Genomic DNA, 19,461 nt, shown 5'->3' on the forward strand with positions numbered 1-19,461 from the left:
AACTGTCCGAAACCCCTACTTTCGTGCGGAAAAAGCTCCGTTACCCGAATGTTGCCGGTCCGGGAAGAACGACAGAACGGCCCCTTCCCCGGGGTCCGGGGAAGGGGCCGTTCGGCGAAATCGGGACTAGTTGAAGTCGACGGCGCGGATGGTGTGCGCGCCGACAGTGGCTCCGATCGGCTCAAGCACGTTGGTGTCCACATGCCGGTCGACGCGCAGCAGCATGATCGAGTCGGAACCGTCGGTGCTCTGGCTGATCTGCGCGGCCTCGATGTTGATGCCCGCCTCGCCGAGCAGCGTGCCGACGCGGCCCATGACGCCGGGGCGGTCCGGGTACTCGATCACGAGCACGTCGCCCTCGGCGCGAAGGTCGAAGTGCCTGCCCTTGACCTCGACGATCTTCTCGACCTCGTCCTTGCCGGTGACCGAACCGGACACGGTGAGCGTCGCGCCGTCGCCGTGCACCGCGCGGAGCGTGACCAGGCTGCGGAACTTCGGGCTCTCCGACTCGGAAACCAGCTCGGCCTGCACCCCGAGCTCCTCGGCCAGCCGCGGCGCGTTGACGAAGGTGACCTGGTCCTCGACCACGCCCGCGAACAGCCCGCGCAGCGCCGCCAGCTTCAGCACCGCGGTGTCTTCGCTGGAGATCTCGCCCTTGACCTCGACGGTCAGCGACGTCGGAGCCTTCGGGTTCAGCGCGGTCAGCACCTGGCCGAGCTTCTGGGTGAGCGACAGGTACGGCCGCACGTGCTCGCCGACCGCGCCGCCACCGGACACGTTCACCGCGTCCGGCACGAAGTCGCCGCGCAGCGCCAGCAGCACCGAACGCGCCACGTCCGTGCCCGCGCGGTCCTGCGCTTCGGCGGTGGACGCGCCGAGGTGCGGCGTGACGACGACGTTCGGCAGGTTGAACAGCGGGCTCTCGGTGGTCGGCTCGGTGACGAACACGTCGATGCCCGCGCCGCCCACGTGGCCGCTGCGCACCGCGTCGGCCAGCGCTTCCTCGACGATCAGACCGCCGCGAGCGGCGTTGACGATGATCACGCCGGGCTTCGTCTTCTTGAGCGCTTCGGCGTCGATGAGGCCCTTGGTCTCCGGCGTCTTCGGCAGGTGGATGGAGATCGCGTCGGCGCGTTCCAGCAGCTCGTCGAGGGTGACCAGCTCGATGCCCAGCTGCCCGGCGCGCGCGGCCGAAACGTAGGGGTCGTACGCGATGAGCTTGGCCCCGAAGGCGGCGAGCCGCTGCGCGAACAGCTGGCCGATCTTGCCGAGCCCGACGACGCCGACCGTCTTGCCGTTGATCTCGACGCCGGAGAACGAGCTGCGCTTCCACTCGCCGCCGCGCAGGCTCTGGTCGGCGGCGGGAACGCGGCGGGCGACCGCGAGCAGCAGCGCGACCGCGTGCTCGGCGGCGGAGACGATGTTCGACGTCGGCGCGTTCACCACGAGCACGCCGCGCTCGGTGGCCGCCGGGACCTCGACGTTGTCCAGGCCGACGCCCGCGCGGGCGACGACCTTCAGCTGAGTGGTCGCCCCGAGCACCTCGGCGTCGACCTTGGTGGCGGATCGGACCAAGAGCGCGTCGGCGCTCTTCACCGCCTCAAGCAGAGCGGGACGGTCGGTGCCGTCCACGTGCCGGACCTCTACCTCTTCACCGAACACACTCAGCACGGAGGGCGCGAGCTTCTCCGCGATGAGGACTACGGGTTTGCTGGGCTTGGTCACGATGCGGCTCCCACTATCTGGTCACGAAATCGAGGACGCTCTCTCGCGGCGCACGTCGTTGTGCCCGGACTCGCGGGAGTTTAACGCGGGGCACTGACAGCCCGCTGCCCCCGCTGTTCACTTGTTCGTAATCCGCTGAAGACAAGCCCCATCAGGCGCTCTGTACCGCCTTCTCCCGGAAGGTGGGATCCGGCCCAGGAAGCGCCGTGCAGCAGCAAAAGCAGCTCTTGGACCGTCACGTCGGCACGGAAAACGCCGGCCGCTTGCGCCCTGTCCACTAGGTGGGACGCGGCTTCCCGCATCGCTTCGCAGGACGCGTGCAGCCGCGACTCCGGATCGTCGAACGCGTCGGCCAGCATTTCGGTAAGCCCACGGTAAACGGCCGACGTCTCGCCGAGGCCGATGAGCCAGGTGTACAGCCCGTCGAGCGGGTCGTCGGCGAGCAGCAGCTCGCGTGCCTTTTCCGCCTGGGTGTCGAACCGGTCCCGCAGCAGCGTCTCGATCAGGTCTTCCCTGGTCGGGAAGTGGCGATAGAGGGTGCCGATCCCGACTCCGGCGCTGCGGGCGACGTCTTCGAGCGAGGCGTCGACGCCGCGTTCGGCGAAGGCGCGCCTCGCTTCGGCCAGCAGGCGTTCGTAGTTGCGGCGGGCGTCCGCGCGCATCGGCTTGGCGTCGGTCATGTCGGGTCCGAGTTTATCCCGTGACAAATCGGAGGTCTCCTCCGTATAGTAACCGGAGGCAGCCTCTGGTTATCCGGTGCGTCCTCAGTGGACATATCGGCCCTGGCTGCACCGGGATCAACGCCGCGCTCCGCGGCCAGGAAACTCCTTGGAGTCTGTTGTGGATCTGTTCGCGAAGCTTGCCGCCGCCGTGGAAGGCGGGACGCGATGACGGTCGGGATCTGGACTTTTGCCTTTGACGGCAAGAAAATCGGCGAAGTGCGCACGGCTGCGCGCGAGGTCGAGTCGCTGGGTTTCGCCGCGCTGTGGTTCGGCGAATACCGCGGCCGGGAGGCGCTCACGCAGGCCGCGCTGCTGCTCGAAGCGACCACGACGTTGACTGTGGCGACTGGGATCGCACGGTTTTCCGAACGGTCGGCGGCGGCCGCCGAGGCTGCTGGACGCACGCTGGCCGAGGCGTACCCGGGACGGTTCACGCTGGGTTTGGGCGGACATCGGCCCGGCGGCGGAGGCAGTGCGATGCAGAACTATCTCGACGCCATGGATGCGGCCGATCTGGACGTTGCTTCTGACTCTCGACCACGCCGGCTTCTAGCCGCTCTCGGCCCGAGAATGCTGAAACTCGCGGCGACCCAGGCCGACGGCGCGCACACGTACTTCGTCCCTCCAGAGCACACTGCATCCGCTCGGGAAACGATGGGACCCGACGCGTACCTCGCCGCCGAACAAGCCGTCGTCCTCGACACAGATCCGTTGCGGGCGCGGCGGATCGCTCGCGAACACGTCGCCGGCTACGTACGGCTGGCCGCACACCAACGAACGAATCTGCGCCGCCTCGGCTACACCGAGGAAGACCTCGCCGACGGCGGCAGCGATCGCCTGGTCGACGCGATCGTGGCCTATCGCAGCGAGCAGGAAGTCACCGACCGAATCCGCGCACACCTCGACGCCGGTGCGGACCACGTCTGCGTTCAGGTTCTCGGCGACGGACCGGAGATTCCGGTGGACGGCTGGCGTCGCCTCGCCGCGCTGGTTCCGTGATTCCGCGGTGGGGCTTTCGGAGCTTCCCGCGAAAGCCCCACCCCCTTACGGCTTGCCCACGAGGTCTCCGCAGAATCGGGGCAACCGGGCCGCCCCGCACTCGCCGAAGCCTTCCCCGGACGCCGGAATCCCCACCTCACCACGGATTCGCCACTCAACGGCGAAACCGTTCATCCCCTGCATACCGGCACTTTCCCGCTCTTCACAGACATTCCCACGCTCCCGTGTCCGCCGCAGCGCTCCCACCGAACACTTCCCCTGAACGGGCGGTCCCGGCGGGACAGTTTCGCCGTCCAGCGGCCACCACCCGCTGTTATCTTCGCGAGGTGTCTCGCCCGCGTTCGCCCCGGGAGCCGCCGGCGTTCACGAACCCCGCCATCACCGCGTCCCGGACGTCGAGCTGGTCCTGCTGGCGCTGGGGGATCGCCACCTTCGTCCGGGACGACAATGTTCTGGCCCTTCTCTTCTGGGATCTGCTCACACTGATCCACCTCGGCATCCGGATCGCGCGTATCCCGTAGCCGAAAAATCGACCACACCGACGCCCGGTGGCTGAAAGGCGTTCTAGGCCGTCGGCTGGGACTGCTGTTCACCCTGTTGACCAGCCTGGTCGGTGTCCCCGCTGTCCTGTTGGCCTGAGCGATCCTGCACTTCGGTCACGTGGAACGCCGTACTACTACAGCATCCCGACACAGCACTTCCGCTTCCCCGAAACTGAACGTCCCACGCTGGCCGATTTCACCTATTTCGCGTTCACCATCGGGACGAGCTTCGCCGTCCCGGACGTCGAAACGCGGACGACGTCGGTCCGTTCCCTCGTGCTTCGCACGCAGCGTCCTGTCGTTCATGTACAACACGGCCACGCTCGGCATCGCAGTCAGCTTCGTCACCGGCGGACGTTGACCCTTCTGAGTTAGAGTTTCCTCGCGCGGCAGGGGCCGCGTCCTGTCCGCGGAAAGGGCCGAGCCCACCCCCGTACCACGAGTCGCCGAGCTTCTCCTTCTTCCCTGCCCGGTGCCGGCGGACCACGGGCGCGCAAGGGAAGGAAGGACTCCCTGATGACGGCCTTACCCGCCAACCCCGACCTCGGCCAGCTCCGTAAACAGGCCAAGGAACGCGCCCGCGCCGACTCCATCGCACTGTCGGAAGCGCAGTTCCGGCTCGCTCGCCGCTACTGACTCCCCAGCTGGCCACAGCTTCAGGCCTATGTCCGCCGAATCTCCGAGCACGGACCGGACGTCCAGCACGCCTACCACCAGGACGTCAAGTACTACCGCGGCCGCGACGTCGGCCTCCTCGCCTCAGCCGAAGACGGCACTCCCGACGCCCGCGCCGCCTTCGACCGGCACGAACAACCGCTGACCCGCACCGGCGCGCTAACCGTCATCGCCCGGGAGCACGGCTTCCCGACGTGGCGGACGCTGAAGGCCCACGTCGAGGATTTGCCGAAAAACGGCGAACCGTTCGCCCGGGCTTATCAGCTGGTAGAAGCCCGAGACTTGGAGGGCCTGACAGCACTGCTCACCGAGGCCCCGCACCTTGCCCACGCCCGAGGCACCAACGGGAACGATCTTTTCGGCATGGCCTCAGCGACCCATGACGAACGTCTCGTCCGCATCCTGCTCGCCCACGGTGCCGATCCCGCACGAGCCAATGCACACGGTTGGGCTGCCCTGCATCAAGCGGCCTACGTCAATTTACCACTGATCGCCGACCTCTTGATCAACGCTGGCGCACCCTTGGCCGTCTCAGGCCGCGGCGACGGCGGAACCCCGCTGATTGTGGCCCTATTTTGGGGAAATCGCGCTGTTGCCGAAAAACTGGCAACGCACGAACGGTCCCCTCACAACCTGCGCGTCGCAGCCGGTCTCGGCGACGACGCACTACTGGATGAACTCGTCAGTCCAAAGGGGACTCTTTCTCCAGCAGCCGGGGCACACCGTGAGTTCTACCGTCCGCACAGCGGTTTCCCTTCTGGAAGCCGACGAAGGACCCCACGGAAATCCTCGACGAATCCTTAGCCTGGGCCGCCCGCAACAACCAAACAGCCACACTCCGCACCCTGGCCTCACGCCGCGCGAACCTGAACGCCGACGTCTACCGCGGCACCGCCCTCACCTGGGCAGCCGCGTGTGGCCGCTCAGCGGCAACAGAGACTCTGCTGTCGCTAGGCGCGAACGTCAACCACGTCGGCACGTTCGGCGGCCCACGCCACGGCGTCGGCGTCACGGCGCTGCACCTGGCCGCCCAGAGCAACCGGCTGGACGTCATCGAACTCCTCGCAAACGCTGGCGCCGACCTCACCGCCCGCGATGCCCTCTGGGACAGCACCCCCGAAGGCTGGGCGGAAGCCTGCGACAGCCCAGCCGCTCAAGAACTGCCGCACCGCCTTAGTCGCCACTAATCGGCAACTCCCGGCCGGTAGACACCCGGAGTCTGTAGTCCGTATCGTAACGGACTACAGACTCCGGTTAGCCGACCCTGCGGAGACCCTCATGCCCACCGCACACGACCTGTTCGACCAGCTCTCCACCGGAATCACCGACGGCCGCTTCGCCGACCTCGCACACCTCTACTCCGAAGACACTGTCGTCGAACACCCCACCTCAATCCCCAGGCCGAGCCGGATGGAAGGCCGCGCCGCAGTGCACGACCGTTTCGTCAGCGGCCTGGGTCAAACGCTTCGCCTCAAACGCCACGACGTGACCATCCACGAAACCGCCCGCCCCGAGGTCATCGTCGCCGAGTACCAGTACACCGCCGAGTCGCGGAAAACCGGCCGGACAACCGAGACGGCCAACATCCAAGTCCTTCGCGCCCGCGACGGACTCCTCACCCACACCCGCGACTATCACGACTACCTGCGCCTGGCCGCGATTCAAAACGCAACCGCCGGCCTCGGCGAGGCATACGCCCAAGCGCCCGCTTACAAACTTCGCTCCATCGCTCCGCGCCCGGCTGAACTCTTCTCCCCGAACAGCCGTGAGGGCGTATTCCAACGAGTCGTCTTCGGCGTCGCCGACGGACGCTGGTCCGAACTTCCCGACCTCTATGCGGCAAAGACCGATGTCCGACACCCGTTCCTGCCCGGGTCCCCCGTCCTCCGCACCCGAGACGACCTGCGGGCTCACTTCGACGCCGGTGCCGCAGCGGCCTTCCGCATCGAGGTGACCGACCTAGTACTCCACCTGAGCACCGACCCAGAAGTCATCATCGGCGAATCAACCTACGTAGGCGAAACCAGCTCCGGAACCCCGTTCCAGGTGAACAACATCTTCGTAATGCGCATCCGAGACGGAGAGATCGTCGAGTCCCGCGACTACGGTGACCACCTCGCCCTGGCCGCGGCCACCGGCCGCCTAGCGGAGCTCATCACCCGCGTCTCCGAATAACGGCAACTCCTCCACGCCTTCGCCACTGAACGGCAACGCGCACATCGCGCTGAGCACCGTCACCACGACGGCTCGCCACAAGATTCGCCGCTCAACGGCGAATCAGCATCACGCAACCCGACACGGCCACTCAACCGTCGAACCATCGTTGCCATCCAGCGGCGAACGCCCACCGCCTCTTACCTCGCCACGCGGTGGCAGCAACTGCCACTGTTCGCCATTCGGCGACAACGTCCGCCGAGGCAGCCCTCGCCGCTCATCGGCAACGACCGCCGCCGCAACCCCCACCGTTGAGCGACGAACACCCCACCTGACGCCTGACCGCGACCATCCCTGCGGCTTCCGCCAGCCAACGGCAATTCACCCCAGACCGCCGCCCAACCGGCCACGCTGATCACCGCTGAAGGGCCACTCACCCCAGGCCAAGTTTCGCCATTAAATGGCAAACACCCTCTGACCAGCACCGATCCCCCGAATCTCGGTCAGCTACCCGCACCCGGATGGGTTCCTCCAGAGCCCTCATCACCAACACCCTCACGCTCTTCAACAACCTTCACCAGAGCCGAAGCCACCAGCGCCACGGCCCGATCCCCGTCCCCCGCCAGCTGCTGCAGCGCCCCGTGCGCAAGCGTCCCCGGCATCTCCGCGAGCGCCTGCGTCAACCGGATTCGCACCGCGGAATCCGCAGGATGCGCGGCCGACGCGTCGACCAACGCTCCGGCAATTCCGTCCGCGCCCCCATCCGCCAACGCGCCCAAAACCTCAGCCGCCTCGACGTCGTTTCGCCCCTCGACGACCATTTCGACAAGCGTCGGCACCGCCTCCTCCGCACCGCGCGCACCCAGAGCGAGCGCCGCATGCCGACGGACCACAGGGTCGGAACCGGCGAGCGCTTCCATCAACACCGCGGCCACCTCGTCGCCGGGCAACTCGATGAGTGCCAGGATCGCGCGTCGGCGGATGTCGGCGTCCTCCGAACGGAGACCACACGCCACATTCGCCACCCCGCCGCCATCGGTCCGGGCGAGGGCCCACCGGAGCGCGCCGGCGACGTTCGGGTCGGATTCGGCGAGAATCGCTCTGGCCAGCGCCTCAGCAGGAACCGGTACATCGTCGGCAGGAGCCAGAACGGTCTGCTGCCGACGCGCCGCACCCGGTGAACTGAGCCCGCGCAGCAGCTCGACGATGCGCAAGGCACCCTCCCATCCGGAGGGTGCCGAGGCATCGACCGCGCGGAGCCGGTCGAGCAGCTCCTGTTCCCGTTTCAGCCGGTCTTCGGTCCGCCGGATGAGGTCGCCGACCAGCTCCGACGGCACGAAAGCGGGATCTTCCAGCGCCCGGCCGATCTGCCGCAGCGACATCCCGAGCGACCGGAGGCTCTCCACGTGGAAGATCCGGCGGATGTCGTCGGCGGAGTACTCGCGATAGCCGCCCACGGTGCGACCGGTCGGCCGCACCAGCCCGAGGGTGTCGTAGTGCCGGAGCATCCGGGTGCTCACCCCCGAGCGGCGGGCGACCTCGCCGATCAGCACGCGGTTTCCTGAGCCCGCTCCGGACCGAGCGCGACGATCCGTTTCGCCTCGTCCACGGCCTGGTCGAAACCGGTGTCCGGGTCGCGGAGCAGCCGCTCGGTGGCGACAGCGTGCGCCCGAACGGCCGGGTCGGTGCTCGGCACCGCGGCCTCCAATACCGGCTCGATCACAGGTCCGAGCGCGACCAGCGCCCGGCTGAGGCTGAGCTGCAGGGTCCGGTCACCGCGACCGAGCTGTGTCGCCAGTTCAGCCGCCAGCCCGGTCTTGTCCCCGTCCGGCACGAGAACGACAGCCGCCCGCCATGCGCTTCTCGCGACCTCGTCGTCGGCGTCGCGCAGCAACGATCGGGTGATCGCTGGCCACACGTTCCGGTCGCCGATTTTGGACAACGTGTGCAGCGACTGGCTCCTGGCCTGCGCCACCGGCGACCGCAGCTCCGTGAGGAGCCGCGGCACTGTGTCCCCTGCCGGGAACCGGGTCAACGCCCAGGTGAGCATGTCGCGTACGTAAAAGTCCGGCTCGATCGCGCAACGTGCGACGAGCGCCTCGACGAGACCAGAGCCGTCCGGGTGCGTTCCGATCGTCAGGGCAGCCTTCAGCCGCGTCGACGAGTCCCCGGAGCCCAACGCCTCGATCAGCCGCAGGAGCTGGGAATTCATCTGTGTCGAGTTCATCGGGATCACCTCCGCCGACCAGTGAAGACCTTGTCACGATGTCAATGTCAAACCCGGCGGGCAAAAGAAACTGTCGCCGCTCAGTGGCGAATCCGGCCTATGCCCGGTCCGCACCGACAGCGACGCCGACGATCGTGCAGGGTTCGACACCGTGGTTGCGCCAGGCGTGCCGCGTGCCGTTCTGGACGACGACATCGCCTGCTCGCAAGACCGTCTGATCCCCGTCGTCCAGCTCCAACGTGACCTCGCCCGAGACGACCAGGACGTAATCGAGGGTGTCGGTGGTGTGCATGCCCGGTGCGTCGGGCTCCATCGCGCCGGCCGCGCCCGGTGCCTGTCGCTCCAGTTCTTCCCAGGCCGCCGCCACGTCGAGATCCGGCAGCGGGGTCATTTCGCCGGGCGCGATCGTGTTGATCATGAACCGTGAACCGTCCCGCGGCGGGTAATACGCCTCGGCCCGGCGCGGCGAGCCGTTGTCGGGAAATACCGGTCGTTCGTCCCGGCCCCACAGGCGGTAGATCGCGCAGCCCGGCATCAAGCCGGACGTGATCGGCTCGACGGGACCGTCGGCGACCACGCGGGCCTTGCCGCCGGAGTCGTGCCCGGTGACTACTCGGCGAACCTTCGCGTGTGCCATTTCATCGCCCCTCAGTACGGCAACGTATTAATACGGCTGCGTATGGATACGACACCGTATCCAGCACAGGCAGGACCGTCAATACGGTGGCGTATCCTCCGCGCATGGTGAACGATTCGCCCCGGCTGTCCGCCCAGGACTGGACGCGGGCCGCGCTGCAGGCGATCGCGAACGGCGGGCTGGCCGCGGTCGGAGTCGAACCGCTCGCGCGGACGCTCGGCGTGACCAAGGGCAGTTTCTACGCGCACTTCCGCAACCGGGACGAGCTGATCACCGCGGCTCTCGCCGATTGGGGGCGAAGCCACGGCGAAGCAGGACTCGCCAAGTACGCCGCAATCGCCGATCCGCGGCAACGGCTGCGCGAACTGCTCACCGCCGTCGTGCGCGCCGTCCAGCCGTTGGCCCCGTCGGTACACCTCAGCTTGCTCGGCGACCGCAATGACCCGCGGGTCAAGGACGCGGTCAGCCGCGTCAACCAAGCCCGGCTTAACCTTCTGACCAGTACGTATCTCGAACTCGGCCTCCCGCCGGATCAGGCGGCGCACCGGGCGCGAGTCGCTTACGCGGCCATTCTCGGGCTGCTGCACCTGGCTCAAACCGAAGCGGATTCGCCGAGCCCAGACGCACTTGCTGACGCCGCAGCCGCGATTTTTCTGCCTTCGTGAAAACCAGCCCGCGCACCGGCCGCAGCATCGTCGGCCTCCTGGAGGCGAATCCGACGGGACACGATCTGGTCCGGCGAAGTCGTAGTTGCCGCGAATCGGCGAAACCCGCGATCGACCGAGCGTCCACAGACTCGAGAACCCGCAGACACGAGGCGGCCGATCGCCGCCCACACACTGAATCGCTCGATAGGGTGGCATTCCTGGCCATGGGTCGCTGAGAAGGGCGTGATGGAGATGCGGGTGCTCGTCTCGGTCGACATGGAGGGAATCGCCGGAGTGGTCCACGGCGACGAGGTCATTCCCGGCACGGCGAATACGAGCGCAACCGCAAGTTGCTCACCACGGAGGCCAACGCAGCCGTTCGCGGCGTATTCGCGTATGACGAAGCCGCCGAGATCCAGGTCACCGAAGCGCACGCGAGCTTCCGGAACCTTCTGCCCGAACTGCTGGACCGACGTGCCGAGTTGCTCCGCGGGACGCCCAAGCCTCGCGGGATGATGGCGGGATTGGCCGAGAACACGGACGCGGTCCTTTCATCGGCTACCACGGCCAGGGCCGGCACGCCCCGCTCAGTCATGGCGCACACCATCTCCGGCGGGACCGTCGCGGACGTGCGTTGCAATGGTCGTTCTTTGGGCAACTCGGTCTGAACGCTGCGCTCGCGGCGCACTACGGCATACCGCCGGCGCTGCCAAGCGGCGATGACACCGTGGCCGCTGAGGCAGCCGAAGTCGCACCGGGCATCCGCTCCGCGGTGGTCAAACGCGCGCTGGGTGCTCGTGCGGCCGCGGCACGCTCCGCGTGCGAGATGCCCCATCCCGACGAGGCGTGCGACCAAATCGAACGCGCGGTACACGAAGCGCTGGCCAGCCGGGAGGACGTCCGCCCGCTGCGCTTCGACGGTCCGGTCGGACTGGAAGTCCAGGTACACCGGCCCCGGATGCCTGAACACGCGCTGCTGGTGCCGGGGATGGAACTCGCCGACGGCTGCACTCTCCGCTACCAGGCACCGGACTTCCCGACGGCCTACCAGGTCATCGAACTCATCGCGACGCTCCGAGCCATCTGATCCGGACAACCGGGCCCAGCCGCGAAGCCCGCACACGAAGACACCAGAACCCCTGACCTGCGCAATCGCGCCGCTAAGGCCAGATTCGCCACTAACCGGCAACGGCCGTCCACCAGCAGTCAGGCTGATTTACCGGCCAGAAACGACCCACGGAAGCGAAGGCCTACGACTCCGGCAACTCGAATTCGCCGTCCCGAACCCCGCGCGTGAACGCGTCCCATTCCGAAGGCGTGAACACCAGCACCGCCCCGTCCGGATCAGCCGGCTGCCGGATGGCCACGTAGGTCACCCCGTCCGAATGCGGGACGAACGCGTACTCCGCGCAATGCTCCAGGGTCACGCCCGCCGGTTCGGCGCGGATCCAGGTCGCGCCGGTGAGGTCGAGTTCGTGCCGGATGTGCGCCTTGTCATCGGTCGGGCGGCTCATCGCCACAGCGTATCCGCCGTTCGGCGGCACCGCCCTGTAACGAAAAGGAGGCCCAGCCGTCCGGCGAACGGACGACAGGGCCTCCTTCGGGAAACCGGTCAGGCGGTCTCGGTGATCGGCCGGTCCACCCACGACATGAGGTCGCGGAGCTTCTTGCCGGTCTTCTCGATCGGGTGCTGGTTGCCCTGCTCCTCGAGCTTCGTGAAGTTCGGCCGGCCGGCCTCGTCCTCGGCGACCCACTCGCGGGCGAACGTGCCGTCCTGGATCTCGCCCAGGATCTTCTTCATCTCCTCCTTGACGGCCGGCGAGATGACGCGCGGGCCGCGGGTGAGGTCGCCGTACTCGGCGGTGTCGGAGATGGAGTAGCGCTGACGCGCGATGCCGCCCTCGTACATGAGGTCGACGATCAGCTTCAGCTCGTGCAGCACCTCGAAGTACGCGATCTCCGGGGCGTAACCCGCCTCGGTGAGCACCTCGAAACCGGTCTGCACCAGCGCCGACGCGCCGCCGCACAGCACCGCCTGCTCGCCGAAGAGGTCGGTCTCGGTCTCCTCGGTGAAGGTCGTCTTGATGACGCCGGCCCGCGCGCCGCCGATCGCCGCGGCGTAGGAGAGCGCGAGCGCCTGGGCGTTGCCCGAAGCGTCCTGCTCGACCGCGATCAGGCAGGGCACGCCCTTGCCGTCCACGAACTGGCGGCGGACCAGGTGGCCCGGGCCCTTCGGGGCGACCATCGCGACGTCGACGTTGGCCGGCGGCTTGATCAGGTCGTACCGGATGTTGAAGCCGTGGCCGAAGAAGAGCGCGTCGCCGTCCTTGAGGTTCGGCGCGATGTGCTCTTCGTAGATGAAGCGCTGCTTCGTGTCCGGCGCGAGGATCATGATCACGTCGGCCTCGGCGGCCGCCTCGGCGACCGACAGCACGCGCAGGCCCTGCTCCTCGGCCTTCGCCCGGGACTTGGACCCCTCCTGCAGGCCGATCCGGACGTCGACGCCCGAGTCGCGCAGGCTGAGCGAGTGCGCGTGGCCCTGGCTGCCGTAGCCGATCACGGCGACCTTGCGACCCTGGATGATCGACAGGTCGGCGTCGTCGTCGTAGAAGATTTCCACTGCCATGGGGGGTACTACTTCCTTCCGTACTTACACGAAATCTGGGTGTTCAGCGGGGAGAAGCGGCGGTGATCGAGCGGGCCCCGCGGCCCACCGCGACCATGCCGGACTGGACGAGTTCGCGGATGCCGTACGGCTCCAGCATCCGCAGCAGCGCGCCGATCTTGTCCGACGTCCCGGTCGCCTCGACGGTGAGCGCCTCCGGCGAGACGTCCACCACCTTGGCGCGGAAAAGCTGGACGGTCTCTAGGACCTGGCTGCGCACGGTGGCGTCGGCCCTGACCTTCACCAGCAGCAGTTCGCGCTGCACCGCGCTGCCTGCTTCCAGCTCGACGATCTTGATCACGTTCACCAGCTTGTTGAGCTGTTTGGTCACCTGTTCGAGCGGTAGCTCCTCAACGGCGACCACGATCGTCATCCGGGACACCTCGGGGTTCTCCGTGGGCCCGACAGCAAGGGACTCGATGTTGAAGCCGCGGCGGGAGAACAGTCCGGAGACCCGGGCGAGCACACCGGGCTTGTTCTCGACCAGCACGCTCAGCGTGTGGACAGTCATGCTTGCTCTCCCTCCCCGGCGGCGGCCTCGACGGTCTCGACGGCTTCCTGCGAAACCTCGTCGTCGTCGAACAGCGGCCGGATGCCGCGCACGGCCATGATCTCGTCGTTCCCGGTGCCCGCGGCCACCATCGGCCACACCTGGGCATCCTTCCCCACGACGAAATCGATCACGACGGGGCGGTCGTTGATCTCCATCGCGCGCCGGATCGTCGCGTCGACGTCCTCCTTGGCCTCGCAGCGCAGGCCCGCGCAGCCGAGCGCCTCGGCCAGCAGCGTGAAGTCCGGGATGCGGTGCTTGTGCGTGCCGAGGTCGGTGTTGGAGTACCGCTCGGAGTAGAACAGGTTCTGCCACTGGCGGACCATGCCGAGGTTGCCGTTGTTGATCACGGCGACCTTGATCGGCGCGCCTTCGATGGCGCACGTGGCGAGTTCCTGGTTGGTCATCTGGAAGCAGCCGTCGCCGTCGATCGCCCACACCTGCGTGTCCGGAAGGCCGAACTGCGCGCCCATCGCGGCCGGGACGGCGAAGCCCATGGTGCCGAGCCCGCCGGAGTTGATCCAGGTGCGCGGCTTCTCGTACTTCACGAACTGCGCGGCCCACATCTGGTGCTGCCCGACGCCCGCGGCGTACACCGCGTCCGGGCCGACCAGTTCGCCGATCCGCTCGATGACGTACTGCGGCGACAGCGAACCGTCGTCGGGCCATTCGTAACCCGACGGGTAGTCGTCGCGCCACGAGTCGACCTGCGTCCACCAGTCGCTCAGGTCGGGACGGGCGCGGTCGAACTCGGTCTTCACCGCTTCGATCAGCTCGCCGATGATCTCCTTGCAGTCGCCGACGATCGGCACGTCCGCCTTGCGGTTCTTGGAGATCTCGGCCGGGTCGATGTCCGCGTGGACGATCTTCGCGTCCGGCGCGAACGACGACAGCTGGCCGGTGACCCGGTCGTCGAACCGGGCGCCGAGCGCGACCAGCAGGTCAGCGCGCTGCATCGAGGCGACCGCGGCGACGGATCCGTGCATGCCGGGCATGCCGACGTGCTGACGGTGCGAGTCGGGGAACGCGCCGCGCGCCATCAGCGTGGTGGCGACCGGGATGCCGGTCAGCTCGGCGAGTTCGCGCAGCCGCTCGGACGCCTCGGCCTTGATCACGCCGCCGCCGACGTACAGCACCGGCCGCTGGGCCTGCGCGATCAGCTTCGCGGCCTCGCGGACCTGCTTGCCGTGCGGACGCAGCGTCGGGCGGTAGCCGGGCAGCCGCAGTTCGGGCGGCCAGGAGAACGAGGTCATCTCCTGCAGCACGTCCTTGGGGATGTCCACCAGCACCGGGCCCGGGCGTCCGGTCGCGGCCAGGTGGAACGCCTCGGCGATGGCCCGCGGGATCTCCGCCGGGTCGGTGACGAGGAAGTTGTGCTTGGTGATCGGCATGGTGATGCCGCAGATGTCGGCTTCCTGGAACGCGTCGGTGCCGATCAGGCCGCGCGACTGCTGCCCGGTGATGGCGACGACCGGAACCGAGTCCATGTTGGCGTCGGCCAGCGGGGTGACGAGGTTCGTGGCTCCCGGACCCGAGGTGGCCATGCAGACGCCGACCTTGCCGGTCGCCTGCGCGTAGCCGGTGGCGGCGTGCCCGGCGCCCTGCTCGTGGCGGACGAGGACGTGCCGGACCTTCGTCGAGTCGAGCAACGGGTCGTAGGCGGGAAGGATGGTGCCACCCGGAATGCCGAACACGACCTCCGCGCCGACCGCCTCAAGCGAGCGGACGAGCGACTGCGCACCGGTGACGCGCACCGGCGTACCCGCGGGCGGGGCGGGCTTCGGACGTGCTCCTGGGACACCGGGCGCGGTCGGCCCGGGCTTCGCGTCGCTGCGCGACGTGGCACTGGTCATCGGTTCTGCCTCGTGGGTTCTCGGTGTCACTCGTTCGGGTTGTCTGGGCCGTACTTCCGGTCGGGGAACCGGTTTCACGCAACAAAAAACCCCCGCCGACCATAAGGTCGCACGAGGGTCGCGCGTCGACGCAGAGGACTCTTCCTAAGCGTCGGCGCGCTGGGGAAGTACGAGACCGGTCTGCGTAATCACGGCCCCGACGTTAGTCGCGCGCCCGGGCGAGTGTCAACTCTGCGGGACGGCGATTCCGCATCGTGGACGGCCAGTACTGCCCGCGCGCGACCCGGACGCAGGTCACTCCCGGCACCGGTGCACCATTCCTGCGTGGCCAAGAAACAGCAGGACCAGCGTGCGGACGAGGGCCGGAAGGCCGTGTTCCGGATCCCGACCACGGCGTATCTCGCGATCGGTCTGCTGACCGTCTGTGTGACACCGATCGCACTGGGCGAGATCGGCGGATTCCAGTGGCTGTACGTCTTCCCGCTCGCGCTGCTCGTGTTCGTCGCGCGCACGCACACCGTCGCGACCCGCGAAGGACTGCACGTCCGGACCGTCTTCGGCAAGCGCGACCTGCCGTGGTCGTCGCTCAAGGGCCTGGCGATCACGAACAAAGCCCGCGTGCGCGCGGTCCTCGGCGACGACACCCAGGTCAGCCTTCCCACGGTGCGGACGCGGCATCTTCCGGTACTGGCGCTGGTGAGCGAGGGCAAGATCAAGGACCCGTCGGGCGTGCTGAGCGACGAGGAGCTCACTGGAGGGAAACCGGCCGCCGCCGAGACGGTGCCGGACGCCACTCAGGAATCCGCTCAGGAATCCGCCCCGGAGCCCTCTCCCGAGCCCGCTGAACCGGAGCCCGCCGCCAATGCGGAACGGACCGGCGGCGGCAACGGCAAACCAGCCGAGTAGAATTGGTAGGACCAGTTTGCGGAGCCGTAGTTCCCCTCCGCCTGGTTCAGCCTTCTGACCTGGGAGAATGCCGTGCCGCACCTCCGTTCCCGAACCACCACCCACGGTCGCAACGCGGCGGGCGCACGCTCGCTCTGGCGTGCGACCGGAATGACCGACAGCGATTTCGGCAAGCCGATCGTCGCGATCGCGAACTCCTACACCCAGTTCGTGCCCGGCCACGTGCACCTCAAGGACCTCGGCGAGATCGTCGCCGAAGCGGTCGCCGAAGCAGGCGGCATCGCGCGCGAGTTCCACACGATCGCGGTCGACGACGGCATCGCGATGGGCCACTCGGGCATGCTTTACTCGCTGCCCTCGCGCGAGATCATCGCCGACTCGGTGGAGTACATGGTCAACGCGCACCAGGCCGACGCGCTGGTGTGCATTTCCAACTGCGACAAGATCACGCCGGGCATGCTCAACGCCGCGATGCGGCTCAACATCCCGACCGTGTTCGTCTCCGGCGGTCCGATGGAAGCCGGCAAAGCGGTGGTCGTCGAAGGCGTCGCGCACGCCCCGACCGACCTGATCACCACCATCGCGGCGTCCGCGAACTCGGCGATCGACGAGGCCGGTCTCTCCGAGGTCGAGCGCTCCGCCTGTCCGACCTGCGGTTCCTGCTCCGGCATGTTCACCGCGAACTCGATGAACTGCCTCACCGAAGCGCTGGGGTTGTCATTGCCGGGCAACGGTTCCACGCTCGCGACGCACGCAGCCCGGCGCGAGCTGTTCTCCGACGCCGGACGCACCGTGGTCGAGCTGTGCAAACGCTGGTACGGCTCCGACGACGAGTCCGCGTTGCCGCGTTCGATCGCCACGAAGGAAGCGTTCGAGAACGCGATGGCGCTCGACATGGCGATGGGCGGGTCGACGAACACCGTGCTGCACATCCTCGCCGCCGCGCAGGAGGGCGAGGTCGACTTCACGATCAGCGACATCGACGACATCGGGCGGCGGGTGCCGTGCCTGTCGAAGGTCGCGCCGAACTCCGACTACCACATGGAAGACGTCCATCGGGCCGGCGGAATCCCCGCCATCCTGGGCGAGCTGTACCGCGGCGGCCTGCTGAACACCGGCGTGCACGCGGTCCACGCGCCGGACATCGCCACGTGGCTGAACGAGTGGGACATCCGCGCGGAGTCTCCGTCGGAGAAGGCGCTGGAGCTGTTCCACGCCGCGCCGGGCGGGGTTCGGACCACGCAGGCCTTCTCGACGGAAAACCGCTGGTCGTCGTTGGACACCGACGCTACCGGAGGCTGCATCCGCGACGTCGGACACGCCTACACGAAGGACGGCGGCCTCGCGATCCTGCGCGGCAACCTGGCCGGGAACGGTGCCGTGATCAAGTCCGCGGGCATCGACGAGGACCTCTGGCACTTCCAGGGCCCGGCGCGCGTGCTGGAGAGCCAGGAGGAAGCCGTGTCGGCAATCCTCAAGAAGGAGATCCAGCCGGGCGAGGTGCTGGTCATCCGCTACGAGGGCCCGGCAGGCGGTCCCGGCATGCAGGAAATGCTGCACCCGACGGCGTTCCTCAAGGGATCCGGCCTCGGCAAGAAATGCGCCCTGATCACCGACGGCCGCTTCTCCGGCGGCTCCTCGGGCATCTCGGTCGGCCACATCTCGCCGGAAGCCGCCGCGGGCGGCGTGATCGGCCTGGTGGAGAACGGCGACCAGATCGTCCTGGACGTCCACGAACGCCGGCTCGAGCTGCTGGTCGAACCGGAGGTCCTGGCCGAACGGCGGGCGAAGATGGAGGCTTCGGAGCGTCCGTGGCAGCCGAAGGACCGGCACCGCCCGATCACCGCGGCGCTGCGGGCCTACGCCCGGATGGCCACGTCGGCCGACACCGGCGCCGTCCGGGACCCGAACCGCTGATCCTGCTGTTCGCTTCTGCCGGAAGGGGCCCGCGCGTGGTGCGCGGGCCCCTTTTCCGTGTCTCGGCTAGCTGGCTTCCGTCGCCGCAATCTCGGGCTGCGCTACCGCCGGATCCGGGTCGACACGATTCGTCGCCCAACGGCCACTGCGGCCAGCCCGAGCCTCCGGTCCACAACATTCACCGCCACACGGCGAACGCTCCCCCGACCAACCCAAGATCCTGATCAACGCGAATCGCCGCTCAACGGCGACCAGGCGCTCCGGCCAGCCCGAGCTGCCCGGTCCACATCCGCCGCCAAACGGCGATGGCTCCCTCTCGCCAGCCCAGACCCCGCTCGACACGAGTCGCCGCTCAACGACCATTGCCCGCCTGTCCGCGCCAACTCCAACTCCAGCCGCGGCACCCACGTCTACCGTCGCCGCTCACGAGCCAATCCAGCCAGCACCGAACCCCTGGATTGCGGCCCCCACCAGGCATTCGCCACTAAACGGCAACACCTCAAAAGCCTGGTCAACGCCCGGAGCCCCGTCAACCCGGCCGTTGCCTCCAACCGGCTCGACGCAGGCTCCAGCCGCGTCAGCGAGTCAGAACGATGACCACCACAGACGCAGCCGCAGCCAGCAGCAACGAGATGAGCCCGAGCGGCAACGGCCGCCTGCGCCACGGCGTGTTCCGCTCCAGCGAGATGGTGCCCGCGCCGGTGAAGATCAGCGTCAACGCGCACAGGCCCAGCAGCAGCTCGTACTCCCAGCCCTGACCGGTGCCCTCGAAAAAGCCTCCGTGGAACTTCGCGTAGACGATGTTCGCCGCCACGCCCAGCAGGCCCGCCGCGGCGAGCGGCGTGAACAGGCCGACGATCACCAGCGCACCGCCCGCGACCTCGGTGATGCCGGTGATCCAGGACAGCAGCGTTGTCTGTTTGTGGTACCCGAACATCTCAAGCACATGCGCGAACCCGCCGACGCCCGGTCCGCCGAAAGCGCCGAACAGATGCTGCAGGCCGTGCGCACCCATGATCACGCCGAGCCCCAGGCGCAAGACGAGCAGGCCGAAGCCGAGACCGCCCTGCCGCGGTTCGTCGTAGTCGTTGCCGGCAGAGTCCTCGACACCGGACAGCACGCTGGTCTGGTAGTCGTCCCCTTGAGTGGTCACGCGGCGAAGATTAGGGGATTCAGCCGTGACCCGCGAGCGAGCACGCCGAGGTCAGGGGCTCTTTCAGGGTTCACCCTGAGTGCCAGGTC

19 protein-coding genes and 1 pseudogene are annotated in these 19,461 nt (G+C 68.0%); 10 read left to right on the top strand and 10 right to left on the bottom strand.

Annotated elements, in window-relative coordinates:
• Positions 1-126: 126 nt before the first annotated feature.
• Together serA and BM362_RS18185 are read right to left on the bottom strand one after the other, a co-directional pair.
• Complete coding sequence (gene serA, locus BM362_RS18180) at positions 127-1,725, bottom strand: phosphoglycerate dehydrogenase (RefSeq protein ID WP_093573938.1); 1,599 nt, start codon at positions 1,723-1,725, stop codon at positions 127-129.
• Between the two features lie 80 nt (positions 1,726-1,805).
• The gene (locus tag BM362_RS18185; protein ID WP_093573939.1) at positions 1,806-2,405 is read right to left on the bottom strand and encodes a TetR/AcrR family transcriptional regulator; all 600 of its coding nucleotides are present in this window, start codon (positions 2,403-2,405) and stop codon (positions 1,806-1,808) included.
• 207 nt (positions 2,406-2,612) lie between these two features.
• Between BM362_RS18185 and BM362_RS18190 the strand changes: the two genes are divergently transcribed.
• The 6 genes from BM362_RS18190 to BM362_RS18205 all read left to right on the top strand — a co-directional run bounded on the left by BM362_RS18190 (position 2,613) and on the right by BM362_RS18205 (position 6,838).
• The gene (locus BM362_RS18190; protein ID WP_093573940.1) at positions 2,613-3,446 is read left to right on the top strand and encodes a TIGR03620 family F420-dependent LLM class oxidoreductase; all 834 of its coding nucleotides are present in this window, start codon (positions 2,613-2,615) and stop codon (positions 3,444-3,446) included.
• A gap of 326 nt (positions 3,447-3,772) precedes the next feature.
• Positions 3,773-3,967 (top strand): hypothetical protein, encoded by a 195-nt coding sequence (locus BM362_RS49030; RefSeq protein WP_244287198.1) that lies wholly within the window; start codon positions 3,773-3,775, stop codon positions 3,965-3,967.
• A 27-nt stretch (positions 3,968-3,994) separates the two neighbouring features.
• On the top strand, positions 3,995-4,363 hold the full coding sequence (locus BM362_RS18195; protein ID WP_244287199.1) for a DUF1345 domain-containing protein: 369 nt from the start codon (positions 3,995-3,997) through the stop codon (positions 4,361-4,363).
• Between the two features lie 525 nt (positions 4,364-4,888).
• Positions 4,889-5,467 (top strand): ankyrin repeat domain-containing protein, encoded by a 579-nt coding sequence (locus BM362_RS49035; RefSeq protein ID WP_244287200.1) that lies wholly within the window; start codon positions 4,889-4,891, stop codon positions 5,465-5,467.
• Between the two features lie 41 nt (positions 5,468-5,508).
• A complete protein-coding gene (locus BM362_RS50285; RefSeq protein ID WP_342029808.1) occupies positions 5,509-5,850 on the top strand; it encodes an ankyrin repeat domain-containing protein in 342 nt (113 codons plus the stop codon).
• 91 nt (positions 5,851-5,941) lie between these two features.
• Positions 5,942-6,838, top strand: coding sequence for a nuclear transport factor 2 family protein (locus BM362_RS18205; protein WP_093573941.1), 897 nt, complete (start codon positions 5,942-5,944; stop codon positions 6,836-6,838).
• Between the two features lie 482 nt (positions 6,839-7,320).
• On the opposite strand, the gene BM362_RS18210 is transcribed toward BM362_RS18205, so the two are convergent.
• The 3 genes from BM362_RS18210 to BM362_RS18220 all read right to left on the bottom strand — a co-directional run bounded on the left by BM362_RS18210 (position 7,321) and on the right by BM362_RS18220 (position 9,681).
• Positions 7,321-8,370, bottom strand: a complete 1,050-nt coding sequence (locus tag BM362_RS18210) for a MerR family transcriptional regulator (RefSeq protein WP_093573942.1) — start codon at positions 8,368-8,370, stop codon at positions 7,321-7,323.
• Complete coding sequence (locus BM362_RS18215) at positions 8,364-9,044, bottom strand: HEAT repeat domain-containing protein (protein WP_093573943.1); 681 nt, start codon at positions 9,042-9,044, stop codon at positions 8,364-8,366. The genes BM362_RS18210 and BM362_RS18215 overlap by 7 nt, the downstream gene beginning before the upstream one ends.
• A 97-nt stretch (positions 9,045-9,141) precedes the next feature.
• Positions 9,142-9,681, bottom strand: a complete 540-nt coding sequence (locus tag BM362_RS18220) for a cupin domain-containing protein (protein WP_067583193.1) — start codon at positions 9,679-9,681, stop codon at positions 9,142-9,144.
• A gap of 104 nt (positions 9,682-9,785) precedes the next feature.
• Here BM362_RS18220 and BM362_RS18225 point away from each other — a divergent pair, with 104 nt between their 5' ends.
• Both BM362_RS18225 and BM362_RS18235 read left to right on the top strand, forming a co-directional pair.
• Positions 9,786-10,346 carry a TetR/AcrR family transcriptional regulator gene (locus tag BM362_RS18225; protein ID WP_208865249.1) on the top strand — a complete coding sequence of 187 codons (561 nt, stop codon included), beginning with the start codon at positions 9,786-9,788 and terminating at the stop codon, positions 10,344-10,346.
• A gap of 258 nt (positions 10,347-10,604) precedes the next feature.
• Positions 10,605-11,415 (top strand): annotated as a pseudogene (locus BM362_RS18235) (M55 family metallopeptidase).
• Positions 11,416-11,578: 163 nt separating this feature from the next.
• On the opposite strand, the gene BM362_RS18240 reads toward BM362_RS18235, so the two are convergent.
• The 4 genes from BM362_RS18240 to BM362_RS18255 all read right to left on the bottom strand — a co-directional run bounded on the left by BM362_RS18240 (position 11,579) and on the right by BM362_RS18255 (position 15,396).
• The gene (locus tag BM362_RS18240; protein ID WP_067583523.1) at positions 11,579-11,842 is read right to left on the bottom strand and encodes a DUF397 domain-containing protein; all 264 of its coding nucleotides are present in this window, start codon (positions 11,840-11,842) and stop codon (positions 11,579-11,581) included.
• 98 nt (positions 11,843-11,940) lie between these two features.
• Entirely contained in the window at positions 11,941-12,954 is a 1,014-nt protein-coding gene (gene ilvC / locus BM362_RS18245) for a ketol-acid reductoisomerase (protein ID WP_093573946.1), read from the bottom strand.
• Between the two features lie 43 nt (positions 12,955-12,997).
• Positions 12,998-13,504, bottom strand: coding sequence for an acetolactate synthase small subunit (gene ilvN, locus BM362_RS18250; protein ID WP_009074017.1), 507 nt, complete (start codon positions 13,502-13,504; stop codon positions 12,998-13,000).
• Positions 13,501-15,396, bottom strand: a complete 1,896-nt coding sequence (locus tag BM362_RS18255) for an acetolactate synthase large subunit (protein ID WP_161269490.1) — start codon at positions 15,394-15,396, stop codon at positions 13,501-13,503. Before BM362_RS18255 ends, ilvN begins: the two co-directional genes overlap by 4 nt.
• A gap of 324 nt (positions 15,397-15,720) precedes the next feature.
• Here BM362_RS18255 and BM362_RS18260 point away from each other — a divergent pair, with 324 nt between their 5' ends.
• Positions 15,721-16,302 carry a PH domain-containing protein gene (locus BM362_RS18260; RefSeq protein WP_208865250.1) on the top strand — a complete coding sequence of 194 codons (582 nt, stop codon included), beginning with the start codon at positions 15,721-15,723 and terminating at the stop codon, positions 16,300-16,302.
• Positions 16,303-16,374: 72 nt separating this feature from the next.
• A complete protein-coding gene (gene ilvD, locus BM362_RS18265) occupies positions 16,375-18,219 on the top strand; it encodes a dihydroxy-acid dehydratase (RefSeq protein ID WP_093573949.1) in 1,845 nt (614 codons plus the stop codon).
• Between the two features lie 577 nt (positions 18,220-18,796).
• Here the strand turns inward: ilvD and BM362_RS18270 are convergent.
• Positions 18,797-19,372 (bottom strand): DoxX family protein, encoded by a 576-nt coding sequence (locus BM362_RS18270; protein WP_093573950.1) that lies wholly within the window; start codon positions 19,370-19,372, stop codon positions 18,797-18,799.
• Between the last annotated feature and the right edge of the window lie 89 nt (positions 19,373-19,461).

Origin of the sequence: Amycolatopsis rubida (genome assembly GCF_900115345.1) — a bacterium.
Lineage (GTDB): Bacteria > Actinomycetota > Actinomycetes > Mycobacteriales > Pseudonocardiaceae > Amycolatopsis > Amycolatopsis rubida.